At 60.7% G+C, this 15,344-nt stretch carries 11 protein-coding genes; 10 read left to right on the plus strand and 1 reads right to left on the minus strand.

Annotated elements, in window-relative coordinates; translation table 11 throughout:
- Nucleotides 1–100: 100 nt before the first annotated feature.
- The 10 genes from hutH (at nucleotide 101) to P3G59_RS01965 (ending at nucleotide 13,169) form a co-directional block, all read left to right on the plus strand.
- Nucleotides 101–1,633, plus strand: a complete 1,533-nt coding sequence (hutH, locus tag P3G59_RS01920) for a histidine ammonia-lyase (RefSeq protein WP_277760236.1) — start codon at nucleotides 101–103, stop codon at nucleotides 1,631–1,633.
- Nucleotides 1,634–1,880: 247 nt separating this feature from the next.
- Complete coding sequence (gene hutI / locus P3G59_RS01925) at nucleotides 1,881–3,086, plus strand: imidazolonepropionase (protein WP_277760237.1); 1,206 nt, start codon at nucleotides 1,881–1,883, stop codon at nucleotides 3,084–3,086.
- 10 nt (nucleotides 3,087–3,096) lie between these two features.
- The gene (hutG, locus tag P3G59_RS01930; RefSeq protein ID WP_277760238.1) at nucleotides 3,097–3,900 is read left to right on the plus strand and encodes an N-formylglutamate deformylase; all 804 of its coding nucleotides are present in this window, start codon (nucleotides 3,097–3,099) and stop codon (nucleotides 3,898–3,900) included.
- A 241-nt stretch (nucleotides 3,901–4,141) separates the two neighbouring features.
- Entirely contained in the window at nucleotides 4,142–5,113 is a 972-nt protein-coding gene (pip, locus tag P3G59_RS01935; RefSeq protein ID WP_064117068.1) for a prolyl aminopeptidase, read from the plus strand.
- Nucleotides 5,110–5,547, plus strand: a complete 438-nt coding sequence (gene dtd, locus P3G59_RS01940) for a D-aminoacyl-tRNA deacylase (RefSeq protein ID WP_277760239.1) — start codon at nucleotides 5,110–5,112, stop codon at nucleotides 5,545–5,547. The genes pip and dtd overlap by 4 nt, the downstream gene beginning before the upstream one ends.
- Nucleotides 5,548–5,853: 306 nt before the next feature.
- Entirely contained in the window at nucleotides 5,854–7,635 is a 1,782-nt protein-coding gene (locus tag P3G59_RS01945; protein ID WP_277760240.1) for a glucan biosynthesis protein G, read from the plus strand.
- Nucleotides 7,628–10,198: a glucans biosynthesis glucosyltransferase MdoH gene (mdoH, locus tag P3G59_RS01950; RefSeq protein WP_277760241.1), complete on the plus strand. Its 2,571-nt coding sequence runs from the start codon at nucleotides 7,628–7,630 to the stop codon at nucleotides 10,196–10,198. The genes P3G59_RS01945 and mdoH overlap by 8 nt, the downstream gene beginning before the upstream one ends.
- Nucleotides 10,199–10,556: 358 nt before the next feature.
- Nucleotides 10,557–11,354, plus strand: a complete 798-nt coding sequence (locus tag P3G59_RS01955) for a transporter substrate-binding domain-containing protein (protein WP_007909335.1) — start codon at nucleotides 10,557–10,559, stop codon at nucleotides 11,352–11,354.
- A 128-nt stretch (nucleotides 11,355–11,482) separates the two neighbouring features.
- Nucleotides 11,483–12,442: an amino acid ABC transporter permease gene (locus tag P3G59_RS01960; protein WP_277760242.1), complete on the plus strand. Its 960-nt coding sequence runs from the start codon at nucleotides 11,483–11,485 to the stop codon at nucleotides 12,440–12,442.
- Nucleotides 12,435–13,169: an amino acid ABC transporter ATP-binding protein gene (locus P3G59_RS01965; RefSeq protein WP_095120739.1), complete on the plus strand. Its 735-nt coding sequence runs from the start codon at nucleotides 12,435–12,437 to the stop codon at nucleotides 13,167–13,169. Before P3G59_RS01960 ends, P3G59_RS01965 begins: the two co-directional genes overlap by 8 nt.
- A gap of 127 nt (nucleotides 13,170–13,296) precedes the next feature.
- Here P3G59_RS01965 and P3G59_RS01970 read toward each other — a convergent pair whose 3' ends face one another.
- Nucleotides 13,297–15,213 carry a methyl-accepting chemotaxis protein gene (locus P3G59_RS01970; protein WP_277760243.1) on the minus strand — a complete coding sequence of 639 codons (1,917 nt, stop codon included), beginning with the start codon at nucleotides 15,211–15,213 and terminating at the stop codon, nucleotides 13,297–13,299.
- Between the last annotated feature and the right edge of the window lie 131 nt (nucleotides 15,214–15,344).

A 15,344-nucleotide genomic window follows, 5' to 3' on the forward strand; every position in this document is an offset into this window, starting at 1 on the left:
GGATCGTCCAAAAGACGAGAGGCGACGGATAACGGAATGCTCCGGAGCGACTGGTAGTTTCTCTTTATTCAAGAGACGAACTCACAAAAGGAGCACATTAATGACTGCGCTGAACCTGATTCCCGGCCAACTGAGCCTGGCCCAACTGCGTGACGTCTACCAGAACCCGGTCAAGCTGACTCTCGACAACAGCGCCTCGGCACAGATCGAAGCCAGCGTCGCTTGCGTTGAGCAGATCCTCGCCGAGAACCGTACCGCGTACGGCATCAACACCGGTTTCGGCCTGCTGGCCTCGACCCGAATCGCCAGTGAAGACCTGGAAAACCTCCAGCGTTCGCTGGTGCTGTCCCATGCCGCCGGTGTTGGCCAGCCGATCAGCGATGAGCTGGTGCGGTTGATCATGGTGCTCAAGGTCAACAGCCTCAGCCGTGGTTTTTCCGGCATTCGTCGCGTGGTCATCGATGCGCTGATTGCACTGATCAATGCTGAGGTTTATCCGCACATTCCGCTGAAAGGTTCGGTCGGCGCGTCGGGCGACCTCGCGCCGCTGGCGCACATGTCGCTGGTGCTGCTGGGCGAGGGCAAGGCGCGTTACAAGGGCGAGTGGATGGAAGCCACTGAAGCGCTGAAAGTCGCCGGTCTGACGCCGCTGACACTGGCGGCGAAAGAAGGTCTGGCGCTGCTCAACGGGACACAGGTGTCCACCGCGTTCGCGCTGCGTGGCCTGTTTGAAGGCGAAGACCTGTTTGCCGGTGCCTTGGCGCTGGGCGGTCTGACGGTTGAAGCGGTATTGGGTTCGCGTTCGCCATTCGACGCACGTATTCATGCCGCACGTGGTCAGAAAGGTCAGATCGACGCCGCCGCTGCTTACCGCGATCTGCTCGGTGAGCGCAGCGAAGTCTCTGACTCGCATCAGAACTGCGAAAAGGTCCAGGATCCGTACTCCTTGCGCTGCCAGCCGCAAGTCATGGGCGCCTGCCTGACCCAGTTTCGTCAGGCGGCTGAAGTGCTGGCCGTCGAAGCCAACGCAGTTTCCGATAACCCATTGGTCTTCGCCGCAGAAGGTGACGTGATTTCCGGCGGTAACTTTCATGCCGAACCGGTGGCCATGGCCGCCGACAACATGGCGCTGGCCATTGCAGAGATCGGCTCGCTGAGCGAACGCCGCATCTCGCTGATGATGGACAAGCACATGTCGCAGCTGCCGCCGTTCCTCGTCGCCAATGGCGGGGTGAACTCCGGTTTCATGATCGCTCAGGTGACCGCTGCTGCTTTGGCTAGCGAAAACAAAGCGCTGTCGCATCCACATTCGGTGGACAGCCTGCCGACCTCGGCCAACCAGGAAGACCACGTGTCGATGGCCCCGGCGGCCGGCAAGCGTCTGTGGGAAATGGCCGAAAACACCCGCGGGATTCTTGCGGTGGAATGGCTGGCGGCGGTGCAGGGCCTGGATCTGCGCAACGGTCTGAAGACCTCGGCGAAGCTGGAGCTGGCGCGGGCGATTTTGCGTAAGGAAGTGCCGTTTTACGAGAAAGACCGCTTCTTTGCGCCGGACATCAATGCAGCGACTGAGCTGTTGGCTTCGCGGTGCCTGACTGAGCTGGTTTCGGCGAAGTTGCTGCCTAGTTTGTAAGTGGGTTTTCAGGGGGATGTTTGTAGTTGCTGAAATCGATCCCCCTCACCCCAGCCCTCTCCCCCAAGGGGGGAGAGGGGGAAGGGAGCCGATCTTCATGTTTTTCAGAACCTGAGTTCGGCTCAGGAATTTCAGGTCGGTGGACCTCGACAGAACAACACGGTCAGTCCCCTCTCCCTCCGGGAGAGGGCTAGGGTGAGGGGCTTTTCAGGGCCACCCACCAAACCAACCCCAACGGAGGCCAACAGTGAAAACCCTCTGGCAACACTGCCACGTCGCAACCATGGCGCAGGGCGTCTACTCGATCATCGAAGACGCGGCCATCGTGACGTCCGGTGCGCTCATCGAGTGGATCGGCCCGCGCAATCAATTGCCCTCCGGCGAATACCCGGCGGTCAATGACCTGCAAGGCGCCTGGGTCACTCCCGGCCTGATCGATTGCCACACCCACACGGTGTTCGGCGGCAACCGCAGTGGCGAGTTTGAAAAACGCCTGCAAGGCGTCAGCTATGCAGAGATTGCGGCATCCGGTGGCGGCATCGCTAGCACCGTACGTGCCACTCGCGAGGCCACTGAAGACGAGCTGTTCGCCAGTGCCGCCAAACGCCTGAAAAGCCTGATGCGCGACGGCGTAACCACGGTCGAAATGAAGTCCGGTTACGGCCTCGATCTGACCAATGAACGCAAAATCCTCCGGGTCATCCGCCGTTTGGCCAAAGAACTGCCGATCAGCGTGCGCAGCACCTGTCTGGCCGCCCATGCGTTGCCGCCGGAATACAAGGATCGCGCCGACGATTACATCCATCTGATCTGCACAGAGATGCTTCCCGCGCTGGCTGCCGAAGGGCTGGTCGACGCCGTGGATGCGTTCTGCGAATACCTGGCGTTCTCGCCAGAGCAAGTCGAGCGCGTATTTATCGCCGCGCAAGAACTCGGTCTGCCGGTGAAGCTACACGCTGAACAACTGTCGTCGCTGCACGGCTCCAGCCTCGCTGCGCGCTACAAGGCGTTGTCCGCCGACCACCTGGAATTCATGGACGAGGCCGACGCCATCGCCATGGCCGAGTCCGACACCGTCGCGGTGCTGCTGCCGGGTGCGTTCTACTTCCTGCGTGAGACCCAGTTGCCGCCGATGGATGCCCTGCGCAAGCACAAGGTGAAAATCGCCATCGCCAGCGACCTCAACCCCGGCACCTCGCCGGCGCTGTCGTTGCGCCTGATGCTGAACATGGCCTGCACCTGCTTCCGCATGACCCCGGAAGAAGCTCTGGCCGGCGCGACCATTCACGCTGCACAAGCGCTGGGCATGGCCGCCACCCACGGTTCGCTGGAAGTCGGCAAGGTCGCGGATTTCGTTGCCTGGCACATTGATCGTCCGGCGGATCTGGCCTATTGGCTGGGTGGTGATCTGGACAAACGCGTCGTGCGTCACGGCGTCGAATCAAATCTGTAGGAGGGCGGTTGTGGATAAGGTTCTGAACTTCAAACAAGGTCGCGTGCCGTTGTTGATCAGCATGCCGCATGCCGGGGTGCGGTTGACCCCTGCGGTCGAGGCTGGACTGATCCCGGACGCGAAAAGCCTGCCGGACACTGACTGGCATATTCCGCAGCTGTACGACTTCGCTGAAGAGCTGGGCGCCAGCACCTTGGCCGCCGAGTATTCGCGATTCGTCATTGACCTCAATCGGCCGTCCGATGACAAACCGCTGTACGCCGGCGCCACCACCGGGCTCTACCCGGCAACGCTGTTCGATGGCATCCCTTTGTTCAAAGAAGGGCTGGAGCCGTCCAAGGATGAGCGCGCAACTTATCTGGAGCAGATCTGGACGCCGTATCACCGCACCTTGCAGGAAGAGTTGGCGCGGCTGAAGGCAGAATTCGGCTATGCATTGCTGTTCGATGCGCATTCGATCCGCTCGATCATCCCGCACCTGTTCGACGGCAAGTTGCCGGACTTCAACCTCGGCACCTTCAACGGCGCCAGTTGCGATCCACAACTGGCCACGCAACTCGAAGCGATCTGCGCGCGTCACGGCGATTACAGCCATGTGCTCAACGGGCGCTTCAAGGGCGGCCATATCACCCGTCATTACGGCCACCCGGCCCAGAACATCCACGCCGTGCAACTGGAACTCGGCCAGTGCACCTACATGGAAGAGTTTGAGCCGTTCCGCTATCGCGCCGACCTCGCCGAGCCGACGCAAGTGGTGCTCAAAGAATTGCTGCAAGGCTATCTGGCCTGGGGTGAAAAACACTACGGCGGCTGATCCCCCCTGTAGGAGCTGCCGAAGGCTGCGATCTTGATCGTTCCCACGCTCCACGTGGGAATGCAGCCCGTGACGCTCCGCGTCACTGGACGCGGAGCGTCCCAAGAGGCATTCCCACGCAGAGCGTGGGAACGATCAGGCCCCGGAGCATGCTCATTGACGTAAATCGGGTTTATGATGCCCAACGGCAGAATAATAGAAGTCCCCCCAGGGATGACCTCGACCCCTTACGGAGCGCGCAATGCAGACTTTGTTTCCGCAGATCAAACCTCACGCCCGGCACGATCTGGCTGTCGATGACACCCATACGCTGTACGTCGACGAAAGCGGTTCACCGGAGGGTTTGCCGGTTGTGTTCATTCATGGCGGCCCCGGCGCCGGTTGCGACGCGCAAAGTCGTCGCTATTTCGATCCGAACCTGTATCGCATTGTCACCTTCGACCAGCGCGGTTGCGGGCGCTCCACGCCGCACGCCAGCCTGGAAAACAACACCACCTGGGATCTGGTCGCCGACCTTGAGCGCATCCGCAAACACCTGGGCATCGACAAATGGGTGCTGTTCGGCGGCTCGTGGGGTTCGACCCTGGCGCTGGCCTACGCGCAAACCCACCCTGAGCGTGTTCACGGTCTGATCCTGCGCGGGATCTTTCTCTGCCGTCCGCAGGAAATCGAGTGGTTCTATCAGGCCGGCGCCAGCCGTCTGTTCCCCGATTACTGGCAGGACTACATCGCACCGATCCCGCTGGACGAGCGCGATGACCTGCTCAGTGCGTTCCACAAACGCCTGACCGGCAACGACCAGATTGCGCAGATGCACGCCGCCAAAGCCTGGTCGACCTGGGAGGGGCGCACCGCGACCCTGCGGCCGAACCCGCTGGTGGTCGATCGCTTCTCCGAGCCGCAGCGCGCGTTGTCGATTGCGCGGATCGAATGCCATTACTTCACCAATAACGCCTTCCTTGAGCCGAACCAGCTGATTCGCGACATGGGCAAGATCGCCCATCTGCCGGGCGTGATCATTCATGGTCGCTACGACGTGATCTGCCCGCTCGATAACGCTTGGGAATTGCATCAGGCCTGGCCGAACAGCGAGCTGCAGGTAATTCGCGATGCTGGCCATGCTGCTTCCGAGCCGGGCATCACCGATGCACTGGTGCGCGCAGCGAGCAACATGGCCCGGCGCCTGCTCGATCTGCCGCCCGAAGAAGCATGAAGGGGCTTTTACAGCGCGTACGCGGTGCGCGAGTTGAAGTGGCAGGCGAAGTAGTCGGCGCGGTAGATCACGGTTTGTTGGTGCTGGTAGCGGTCGAACCCGACGACTCGCGTACCAGCGCCGACAAACTTCTGCATAAGCTGCTTAACTATCGGGTATTCAGTGACGCGGAGGGCAAGATGAACTTGTCCCTCGCCGATGTTGGCGGTGGGTTGCTGCTGGTCTCTCAGTTCACCCTGGCCGCCGACACCAAGAGCGGGTTGCGCCCAAGCTTTTCCACCGCGGCGCCACCGGCTCTTGGCGAGGAGTTGTTCGACTATCTATTAGGCAAAGCGAAACAGGTGCATGGCACTGTGGCATCAGGTAGATTCGGCGCCGATATGCAGGTGCATTTGGTCAACGATGGCCCGGTTACCTTTTTGTTACAGACCTGAAAGCGCCAGAAACACCTTTTTAGGAAATTTCGACTGTTTTTAGGGTGTTTTCGCGATAAATACTTTGTTACCCCTGATGCGTTGTCACGCGGGCTACTAGATAATCGCGCGCTATGGGGATCAGCGTTCGCTGGTCCATTATTGACTTAGGTAGAGACTTGTCTGGATCCGCATGGGGAATCATTTTGCCCTGGCGGAGTCGGAACAATGCTCGCCAACCTGGCATATAGATAGCTGGCCGTTGGTTTTTTGATCTGTTTTCGGCGAGGGTTGCTCGTGATTGTTAGTCCCTGTAATGCAGCAAAAATGTCTGCCAAACGCATGCGAAGTGCCCTGGTAGCGGGTTCGGCGCTCCTGTGCCTGCTCAGCGCCGGTCAGCTTTGGGCGTTCAATCTTGACGATGTATCGACCAAGGCCAAAGAGCTGGCCGGGCAGAAATTCGAAGCCCCGCGCAGCAACCTGCCGAACGAATTCCGCGACATGAAGTTCGCGGACTATCAGAAAATCCGCTTCCTCACCGAAAAGGCTGAGTGGGCTGATCAGAAGACCCCGTTCAAGCTGTCCTTCTATCACCAGGGTATGCACTTCGATACACCGGTGAAAATCAACGAAATCACGGCGAACACCGTCGAAGAGATCAAATACGATCCTTCCCGTTTCGATTTCGGCGATCTGAAATTCGATCCCAAGGCCACCGAACAACTGGGTTATGCCGGTTTCCGTGTGCTGTACCCGATCAACAAGGCTGACAAGCAAGACGAAATCATGACCATGCTCGGCGCGAGTTACTTCCGCGTCGTCGGCAAGGGCCACACCTACGGCCTGTCGGCCCGTGGTCTGGCGATCGATACCGCGCTGCCGTCGGGCGAAGAATTCCCGCGTTTCCGCGAGTTCTGGATTCAACAGCCGAAGCCGGGCGACAAGCATCTGGTGATCTTCGCCCTGCTGGATTCGCCGCGGGCTACCGGTGCCTACCGTCTGATCCTGCGTCCGGGCAGCGACACCATTGTTGACGTCAAGGCGCAGGTGTTCCTGCGTGACAAGGTCGGCAAACTGGGCATCGCGCCGCTGACCAGCATGTTCCTGTTCGGCGCCAACCAGCCGTCGAAAGTCCTCAACTATCGTCGTGAACTGCACGACTCCAGTGGTCTGTCGATCCATGCTGGTAACGGCGAGTGGATCTGGCGTCCGCTGAACAACCCGAAACACCTGGCCGTGAGCAACTTCAGCGTCGAAAACCCGCGTGGTTTCGGTCTGCTGCAACGTGGCCGCGACTTCAGCCACTACGAAGACCTCGACGACCGCTACGACAAGCGCCCAAGTGCCTGGATCGAGCCGAAGGGCGAGTGGGGCAAGGGCACTGTTGATCTGGTGGAAATTCCGACCGCCGACGAAACCAACGACAACATCGTTGCGTTCTGGAGCCCGGAAACCATGCCGGAACCAGGCAAGCCGCTGGACTTCGCCTACCGCCTGCACTGGACCATGGACGAAGCGGCGATTCACGCGCCGGACAGCGCCTGGGTTTCGCAGACCCTGCGTTCGACCGGTGACGTCAAGCAATCGAACCTGATTCGTCAGCCGGACGGCAGCGTGGCCTATCTGGTCGATTTCGAAGGTCCATCGCTGGCCGCGCTGACGCCGGATGCCGACGTGCGCAGTCAGGTCAGTGTCGGCGACAACGCCGAGCTGGTTGAGAACAGCGTGCGTTACAACCCGGAAACCAAAGGCTGGCGCTTGACCCTGCGGATGAAGATCAAGGACGCGAGCAAGTCGACCGAGATGCGTGCCGCACTGGTTCAGCCTGTGGTCACTGCTGATCTGGCGAAATCGGTGCCGGCGTCCAACTCGTCCGTTGCCAAGGCCGACAAGGTTGCCGCCAAGCAACAAGAGAAACTCGACAAGGAAGCCAAGGCCGCCGAGGCCAAACAGGCCGACGCCAAGCCAGCCGCAGATGCCAAGGACAAGGCCAACAAAGACGCCAAGCAGCCAGCGGCTGCGGACGCGGCCCCAGCCACACCGGAATCGGCACCGACTGAAGAAGTCCTGACCGAGACCTGGAGCTATCAGTTGCCTGCCGATGAGTAACTCTCAAGTACAGCCGGAGACTCTGTCCGAGTATCTGGCGCATCTGCCGATGACCGACGAGCAGCGCGCGGAACTCGCGGGCTGCAAGTCGTTCAGCGAGCTGCATGAACGCCTGTCGTCTTCAACGTTTGACGCACCTGCCGAGGCCGCCCAGGCCTCGGTGGGCAAGCGCCTGATCCTGAGCACTGCCGAACAACTGGAAGAAGCGGAAATGCTGGTGCTCGATGCCAGCGGTCGCGTCAGCCTCAAGGCGACGCCGCCGATCCGTCGGACCAAAGTCGTGCCGGAGCCATGGCGCACCAATATTCTGGTGCGTGGCTGGCGCCGGCTGACCGGCCGCACCAACCCGCCGCAGCCGCCGAAGGACGAGAACGTCCTGCCGGCCGCGCGCTGGCGCACTGTCGGTTCGATCCGACGCTACATTCTGTTGCTGCTGATGCTCGGCCAGACCATTGTCGCCGGCTGGTACATGAAAGGCATCATGCCGTATCAGGGCTGGTCGTTCGTCGATCTCGACGAAGTCCTGCATCAACCGCTGCTGCAGACCGCCACGCAAGTGCTGCCGTATGCGCTGCAAACCAGCATCCTGATTCTGTTCGGGATTCTGTTCTGCTGGGTATCGGCCGGTTTCTGGACGGCGCTGATGGGCTTCCTCGAGTTGCTCACCGGTCACGATAAATACCGTATCTCCGGCAAAAGTGCCGGCAACGAGCCGATTGCCAAAGATGCCCGTACCGCGCTGGTGATGCCGATCTGCAACGAAGACGTACCGCGTGTATTCGCCGGTCTGCGGGCGACGTTCGAATCGGTCGCTGCCACCGGTGATCTGGATCGTTTCGATTTCTTCGTTCTCAGCGACAGTAACGACACCGATATCTGTGTCGCCGAGCAACAGGCCTGGCTGGATGTCTGCCGCGAAGCCAAAGGTTTCGGCAAGATCTTCTACCGTCGCCGTCGCCGTCGTGTGAAGCGCAAGAGCGGCAACCTCGACGACTTCTGCCGTCGTTGGGGCGGTGACTACAAGTACATGGTCGTGCTCGACGCCGACTCGGTCATGAGCGGCGAGTGCCTGACCAGTCTGGTGCGCTTGATGGAAGCCACGCCGGACGCCGGGATCATCCAGACCGCGCCGCGTGCGTCGGGCATGGACACCCTTTATGCGCGGATGCAGCAGTTTGCGACCCGCGTGTACGGCCCGCTGTTTACCGCCGGCCTGCACTTCTGGCAGTTGGGTGAATCCCACTACTGGGGTCACAACGCGATCATCCGCATGAAGCCTTTTATCGACCACTGCGCCCTGGCGCCGTTGCCGGGTAAAGGTGCGTTCTCCGGTGCGATCCTGTCTCACGACTTCGTTGAAGCCGCGCTGATGCGCCGTGCCGGTTGGGGCGTGTGGATTGCCTACGACCTGCCGGGCAGCTACGAAGAATTGCCGCCGAACCTGCTCGACGAACTCAAGCGTGACCGTCGCTGGTGCCACGGCAACCTGATGAACTTCCGTCTGTTCCTGGTCAAGGGCATGCACCCGGTGCACCGTGCGGTATTCCTCACCGGCGTGATGTCGTACCTGTCCGCGCCGTTGTGGTTCTTCTTCCTGGTGTTGTCGACCGCGCTGCTGGCGGTGAACACGCTGATGGAGCCGCAGTACTTCCTCGAACCGCGTCAGCTCTATCCGCTGTGGCCACAATGGCACCCGGACAAGGCGATCGCGCTGTTCTCGACAACCATCGTGCTGCTGTTCCTGCCGAAACTGTTGAGCATCATCCTGATCTGGGCCAAGGGCGCGAAAGAGTTCGGCGGCAAGTTCAAGGTGACCCTGTCGATGCTGCTGGAGATGCTGTTCTCCATGCTGCTGGCGCCGGTGCGGATGATTTTCCACACCCGGTTCGTACTGGCCGCGTTCCTTGGCTGGGCCGCGACGTGGAACTCGCCGCAACGTGACGACGACTCGACGCCCTGGAGCGAAGCGGTCAAACGCCACGGCCCGCAAACCCTGTTGGGGTTCTGCTGGGCGCTGCTGGTGATCTGGCTGAACCCGAGTTTCCTCTGGTGGCTGGTGCCGATCGTCGGTTCGCTGATGCTGTCGATTCCGGTGTCAGTGATCTCCAGCCGTGTCGGTCTGGGCCTGAAGTCCCGTGACGAGAGCCTGTTCCTCATCCCTGAGGAATACAATCCGCCGCAGGCGCTGCTGGCGACCGATCAGTACACCCACGAAAATCGTTACCATGCGTTGAACGACGGCTTCGTCCGCGCGGTGGTTGATCCTCAGCAGAACGCTTTGGCGTGCTCGCTGGCGACCTCCCGTCACGGTCAGGCCGAGCCGATCGAATGGTTGCGTCAGGAACGTGTACGTCATGCGCTCAAGGTTGGGCCTGCCGGGCTGAACAACCATGATCGCCTGCAACTGCTGAGCGATCCGGTAGCGCTGGCGCGTCTGCATGAGCAGGTCTGGGCCGAAGGTCACGCCGAGTGGCTGGATGCCTGGCGCGCGTCGGTGAAAGCCGATCCCCATGCGCCGTTGCTGCCGTTGCAACCGGTGACTTTGCAGGCTCAGCCGGCCTGATAAAGAAACCCCGCGATGTTGCGGGGTTTTTTTTGCCGGCTGAAAAGCCCCTCACCCTAACCCTCTCCCAGAGGGAGAGGGGACTGACCAAGTTGGATGTGCGAGTTACGCCGACCTGAGATATCGAGTCGAACTCGAGTTTTGAGCATTCCCCGATCTGCTCCCTTCCCCCTCGCCCCCTTGGGGGAGAGGGCTGGGGTGAGGGGGAGCGATCTTGATTGTTAAACAAATCGTCCATTAAACCTTGTGCAAAAAAACGAGTGCGTTAGCATCCGTCCCCGAATTGGCGCGCCCGGGCTTTTTGCCCATTTCTGTCGGTTTTTCGCGCCGCACACGCAATGGTTTTGGGGACTTGAAGATGAAGAAGTATCTGTCGATGCTGCTGGTCGGCGTCACGGCACTGGTTGCGGTCAACGCGGCGCAGGCTGGCGCGATCGATGACGCGGTCAAGCGCGGCACGTTGAAAGTCGGCATGGATCCGACCTACATGCCGTTCGAAATGACTAACAAGCGTGGCGAAATCATCGGTTTCGAAGTCGACATCCTCAAAGCCATGTCCAAGGCCATGGGCGTCAAGCTGGAACTGGTTTCCACCGGTTACGACGGCATCATCCCGGCGCTGATGACCGACAAGTTCGACATGATCGGCAGCGGCATGACCCTGACTCAGGAGCGCAACCTGCGCCTGAACTTCAGCGAACCGTTCATCGTGGTTGGCCAGACCCTGCTGATCCGCAAGGAGCTGGAAGGCACCATCAAGTCCTACAAAGACCTGAACACCGCCGACTACCGCATCACCTCCAAGCTCGGCACCACCGGCGAAATGGTCGCCAAGAAGCTGATCTCCAAAGCCAAGTACCACGGCTACGACAACGAGCAGGAAGCGGTGCTCGACGTGGTCAACGGCAAGGCTGATGCCTTCATCTACGACGCGCCGTACAACGTCGTCGCGGTGACCAAGGTCGGCGCCGGCAAACTGGTGTTCCTCGACAAGCCGTTCACCTATGAACCACTGGCGTTTGGTCTGAAGAAGGGTGATTACGACAGCATCAACTTCATCAACAACTTCCTGCACCAGATCCACGAAGACGGCACCTACGATCGCATCCATGACAAGTGGTTCAAGAGCACCGAGTGGCTCAAGGACATGGAATAAGCCCGGTCAGATAGACCGAGTCGCCCCTTCGCGAGCAAGCTCGCTCCCACAGAGGAATGCATTCCAATGTGGGAGCGAGCTTGCTCGCGAAGGGGCCCTCCAGAGCAACACAAAATCCGGAACCTGCAATGAAACAGAAAAAAGCCCAATGGCCCTGGCACGTCCTCACCGTGCTGGTGCTGGTCGGCCTGGCGGGCGCGTTGTATTACGCGACGTCGCTGATGTCCTACGAATGGCGCTGGAACCGTGTGCCGCAATACTTCGCCTATCAGGCCGAAGAAACCCAGCGTGCCACCGACATTTCCACCGTCACTGAGCTGGTGCGCAAGGGCGGCAGCGCGCAAGTCACCCTGCGCAATGACGCCGGTGACGAGCAGCAGCTGACGGTCGACGAAAACAGCCTGCAATTCGCTCAGGGCGACGATGTGGCCGAAGGCGATGTCGTGGGCGTCACTCGGCATTGGGCGGCAGGGCCGCTGTTGTGGGGGCTGTGGACGACGCTTTGGCTGTCAGTGGTCTCTGGTGTGCTCGGTCTGTTGATCGGTCTGGTCACCGGTCTGTGTCGTCTTTCCAACAACCCGACCCTGCGTGATCTCTCGACGATCTACGTCGAACTGGTACGCGGCACGCCGCTGCTGGTGCAGATTTTCATTTTCTACTTCTTCATCGGCACGGTGATGAACCTGTCCCGCGAGTTCGCCGGGATCGCCGCACTGTCGCTGTTCACCGGCGCCTACGTGGCCGAGATCATCCGTTCCGGCGTGCAATCGATTGCCCGTGGCCAGAACGAGGCGGCGCGCTCGCTCGGCTTGAGCGCGGGTCAGTCGATGCGTCACGTGGTGTTGCCGCAAGCGCTGAAACGCGTGCTGCCGCCGCTGGCCGGGCAGTTCATCAGTCTGGTCAAGGACACCTCGCTGGTGTCGGTGATTGCGATTACCGAGCTGCTCAAAAGCGGTCGTGAAGTCATCACCACCTCGTTTTCGCCGTTCGAAATTCTGTTCTGCGTTGCCGGCCTGTACCTGTTGATCAACCTGCCGCTGTCGAAAATCGCCAGCCGGCTTGAGCGGAGGCTCGCGCAAAGTGATTGAAGTCCGCGATCTGGTAAAAGTCTTCGATACCCGTGGCCAGGTGGTACGCGCGGTGGATAACGTCAGCACCACCGTCGCCAAGGGCGAAGTGCTGGTGGTCATCGGCCCGTCCGGTTCCGGTAAGTCGACCTTCCTGCGCTGCCTCAATGGCCTGGAAGAATTCGATTCCGGCTCGGTGAGCATCGATGGCCTGCAACTGGCCGACCCGAAAACCGACGTAAACGCCTACCGCCGCGAAGTCGGCATGGTCTTTCAGCACTTCAACCTGTTCCCGCACATGACCGTGCTGGAAAACCTCTGTCTGGCGCAGAAAGTCGTGCGCAAGCGCGGCAAGAAAGAGCGCGAGGCGAAGGCGATGGAGTTGCTGCAGAAGGTCGGTATTGCGCAGAAGGCCAATGAGTTTCCGTCACGCCTGTCCGGCGGTCAGCAACAGCGCGTGGCAATTGCCCGGGCGCTGGCGATGGAGCCGAAGGTCATGTTGTTCGATGAGCCCACCTCGGCGCTTGACCCGGAGATGGTCGGTGAGGTGCTGGACGTGATGAAAAACCTGGCCGTGGAAGGCATGACCATGGTTTGCGTGACTCATGAGATGGGCTTTGCCCGGGAAGTGGCGGATCGGGTGTTGTTCTTCGATCACGGCAAATTGCTCGAAGATGCGGCGCCGGCAGAGTTCTTTGATGCGCCGAAAGATCCGCGTGCCCAAGCCTTCCTGCGTCAGGTGTTGTAGTACCTGATCGTTCCCACGCTCCGCTTGGGAATGCCGCCCGGGACGCTCCGCGTCCCTTTGCATGCGCGACGCGGAGCGTCGCAAGATGCATTCCCACGCGGAGCGTGGGAACGATCAATCCTGCTACTTAGACCTTGAACCGGCCGACCAGCATCTGCAGATGCGTGCCCAGCCGCGCCAGCTCAACGCTGGACGCCGCGGTCTCTTCACTCGCCGCCGATGTCTGATCCGACACATCGCGCACATTCAGCACGCTACGGTTGATCTCTTCAGCCACCGCGCTCTGCTGCTCGGCCGCCGCGGCTATCTGCTGGTTCATCGCCTGAATCGCCGACACGGTGCGCGTAATGCTTTCCAGCGAACCGCCGGCACGACGGGTCAGCTCGACGCTGCTGTCGGTCAGGGTGCGGCTGTTGTCCATGATCGTTGCCACTTGCTGGGTGCCGTTTTGCAGGCCGACGATCAGCTCTTCGATCTCTTCGGTGGACTTCTGCGTACGCTGCGCGAGGCTGCGCACCTCATCGGCAACCACGGCAAAACCACGCCCGGCCTCACCGGCACGCGCCGCTTCGATGGCCGCGTTGAGGGCCAGCAGGTTGGTTTGCTGGGCTACCGACTTGATCACGTCGAGGACGCTGCCGATCTTGTCGCTTTCACGCTTCAGTTCGCCCATGGCCTCGGTGGAGTGGCCGACTTCAAGGGCCAGACGCTCGATCTGCGCGATCGCTTCGCCCACCACTTTGTCGCCTTCGCGGGCCTGTTGGTCAGCGGCAACGGCGGCTTCGGAAGCTTCCTCGGCGTTACGCGCGACTTCCTGCACGGTGGCGGCCATTTCGTTCATGGCGGTGGCGACCTGATCGGTCTCGATTTTCTGATTGTTGACCCCCGCACTGGTCTGCTCGGTCACCGCCGAGAGTTCTTCGGCAGCGCTGGCGATCTGGGTGACACCATCGCTGATCCCGCCCACCAGTTCACGCAGGCCTTGGGTCATGCTTTGCATCGAGCGTTGCAGTTGGCCGAGTTCGTCACGACGCAGGGACACGAGGTTGTGCGTCAGGTCGCCAGCAGCCACGCGCTCGGCGACTTTCAGGGTCTGGTTCAGCGGGATGATGATCTGCCGGGTGATCGCCCAAGCGGCCAGCAGACCGAACGCTACGGCCAGCAGAGTGGCGATGATCAGCATGTTCTTGGCGTGAGCGGCATCGGTGTCGCGCACCACGGTTTGCGATTCAGTGAGTTTCTTGCTGACATCAATGAGGATGTCGCCCTGAGTCGACATGCGCGCGGCGGCCTTGGCGTTGTTGACCTGCGAGTCGCGGAACTGCGCAACTGCCGCGCGATAGGCCTTGATCGAGTCGGTTGCCTGTTGCAGGTTGGCGATGTGCTGTTCCGGCAGTTTTGCCGGCAGGCTGTCGAGGTTTTTCAGGGCATTGTCGATGGCGTCGAGCGCCGGTTGCTCGGCTTCGGCCTTACCGCTGTAGGTGTAGCCGCGCACTTGGTAGCGGGCTTGCTGCAGCAGTTTGCTCAGCTCGATCACGCTGTTGAATTGCGCGACGCTGTCACCCGCCAGCATGGATTTTTCCACTTCCGCGACTTTCGCCACGGCATTGTCGGCACTGGCACCGAGCTTGCTGCGGGCGTCTTCACGCTGCACGGTAGCTTGGGTCATGTCGGCAAAAGCGCGCTTGTATTCGGCGACGGCGGCCAGTTGTTGATCGACCATGGCCGCGTCGGACGGCTGTTCAATCAGGCTGCGAGCGGTTTGCAGGCCGCTGTCGAGTTTGCCTAGCAGATCGGTGACGGTGCCTGGGCCTTGTTCGCCACGGCGCGCTTCGTAGTCCAGGCGCGCCAGGCGCAAGTCCTTGGTCAGTTCATTTAGGCTGGAGATAAAACCGAGCTTGTCACCACGGCTGATAATGCCGCTCATGCCGGTCCAGCCGGTGAAGGTGATCAACAGCGTCAGCAACAGCACCAGGCCGAAACCGATTCCCAGCTTGCGTTTGACGCTGACGTTCCCAAGATTCTCGGCTAACCAACGGTACATGCGACGACTCCCCTCGGACCACTAATTGGACTTATGGGGACTGTATCGGCCGGTTGATGGCAATCTGTAACACCATTTATCCGCCGGCCCCGCACGGATCAATGTAGGAGCTGCCGCAGGCTGCGATCTTT

Source organism: Pseudomonas sp. A34-9 (assembly GCF_029543085.1).
Taxonomy (GTDB): Bacteria; Pseudomonadota; Gammaproteobacteria; order Pseudomonadales; family Pseudomonadaceae; genus Aquipseudomonas.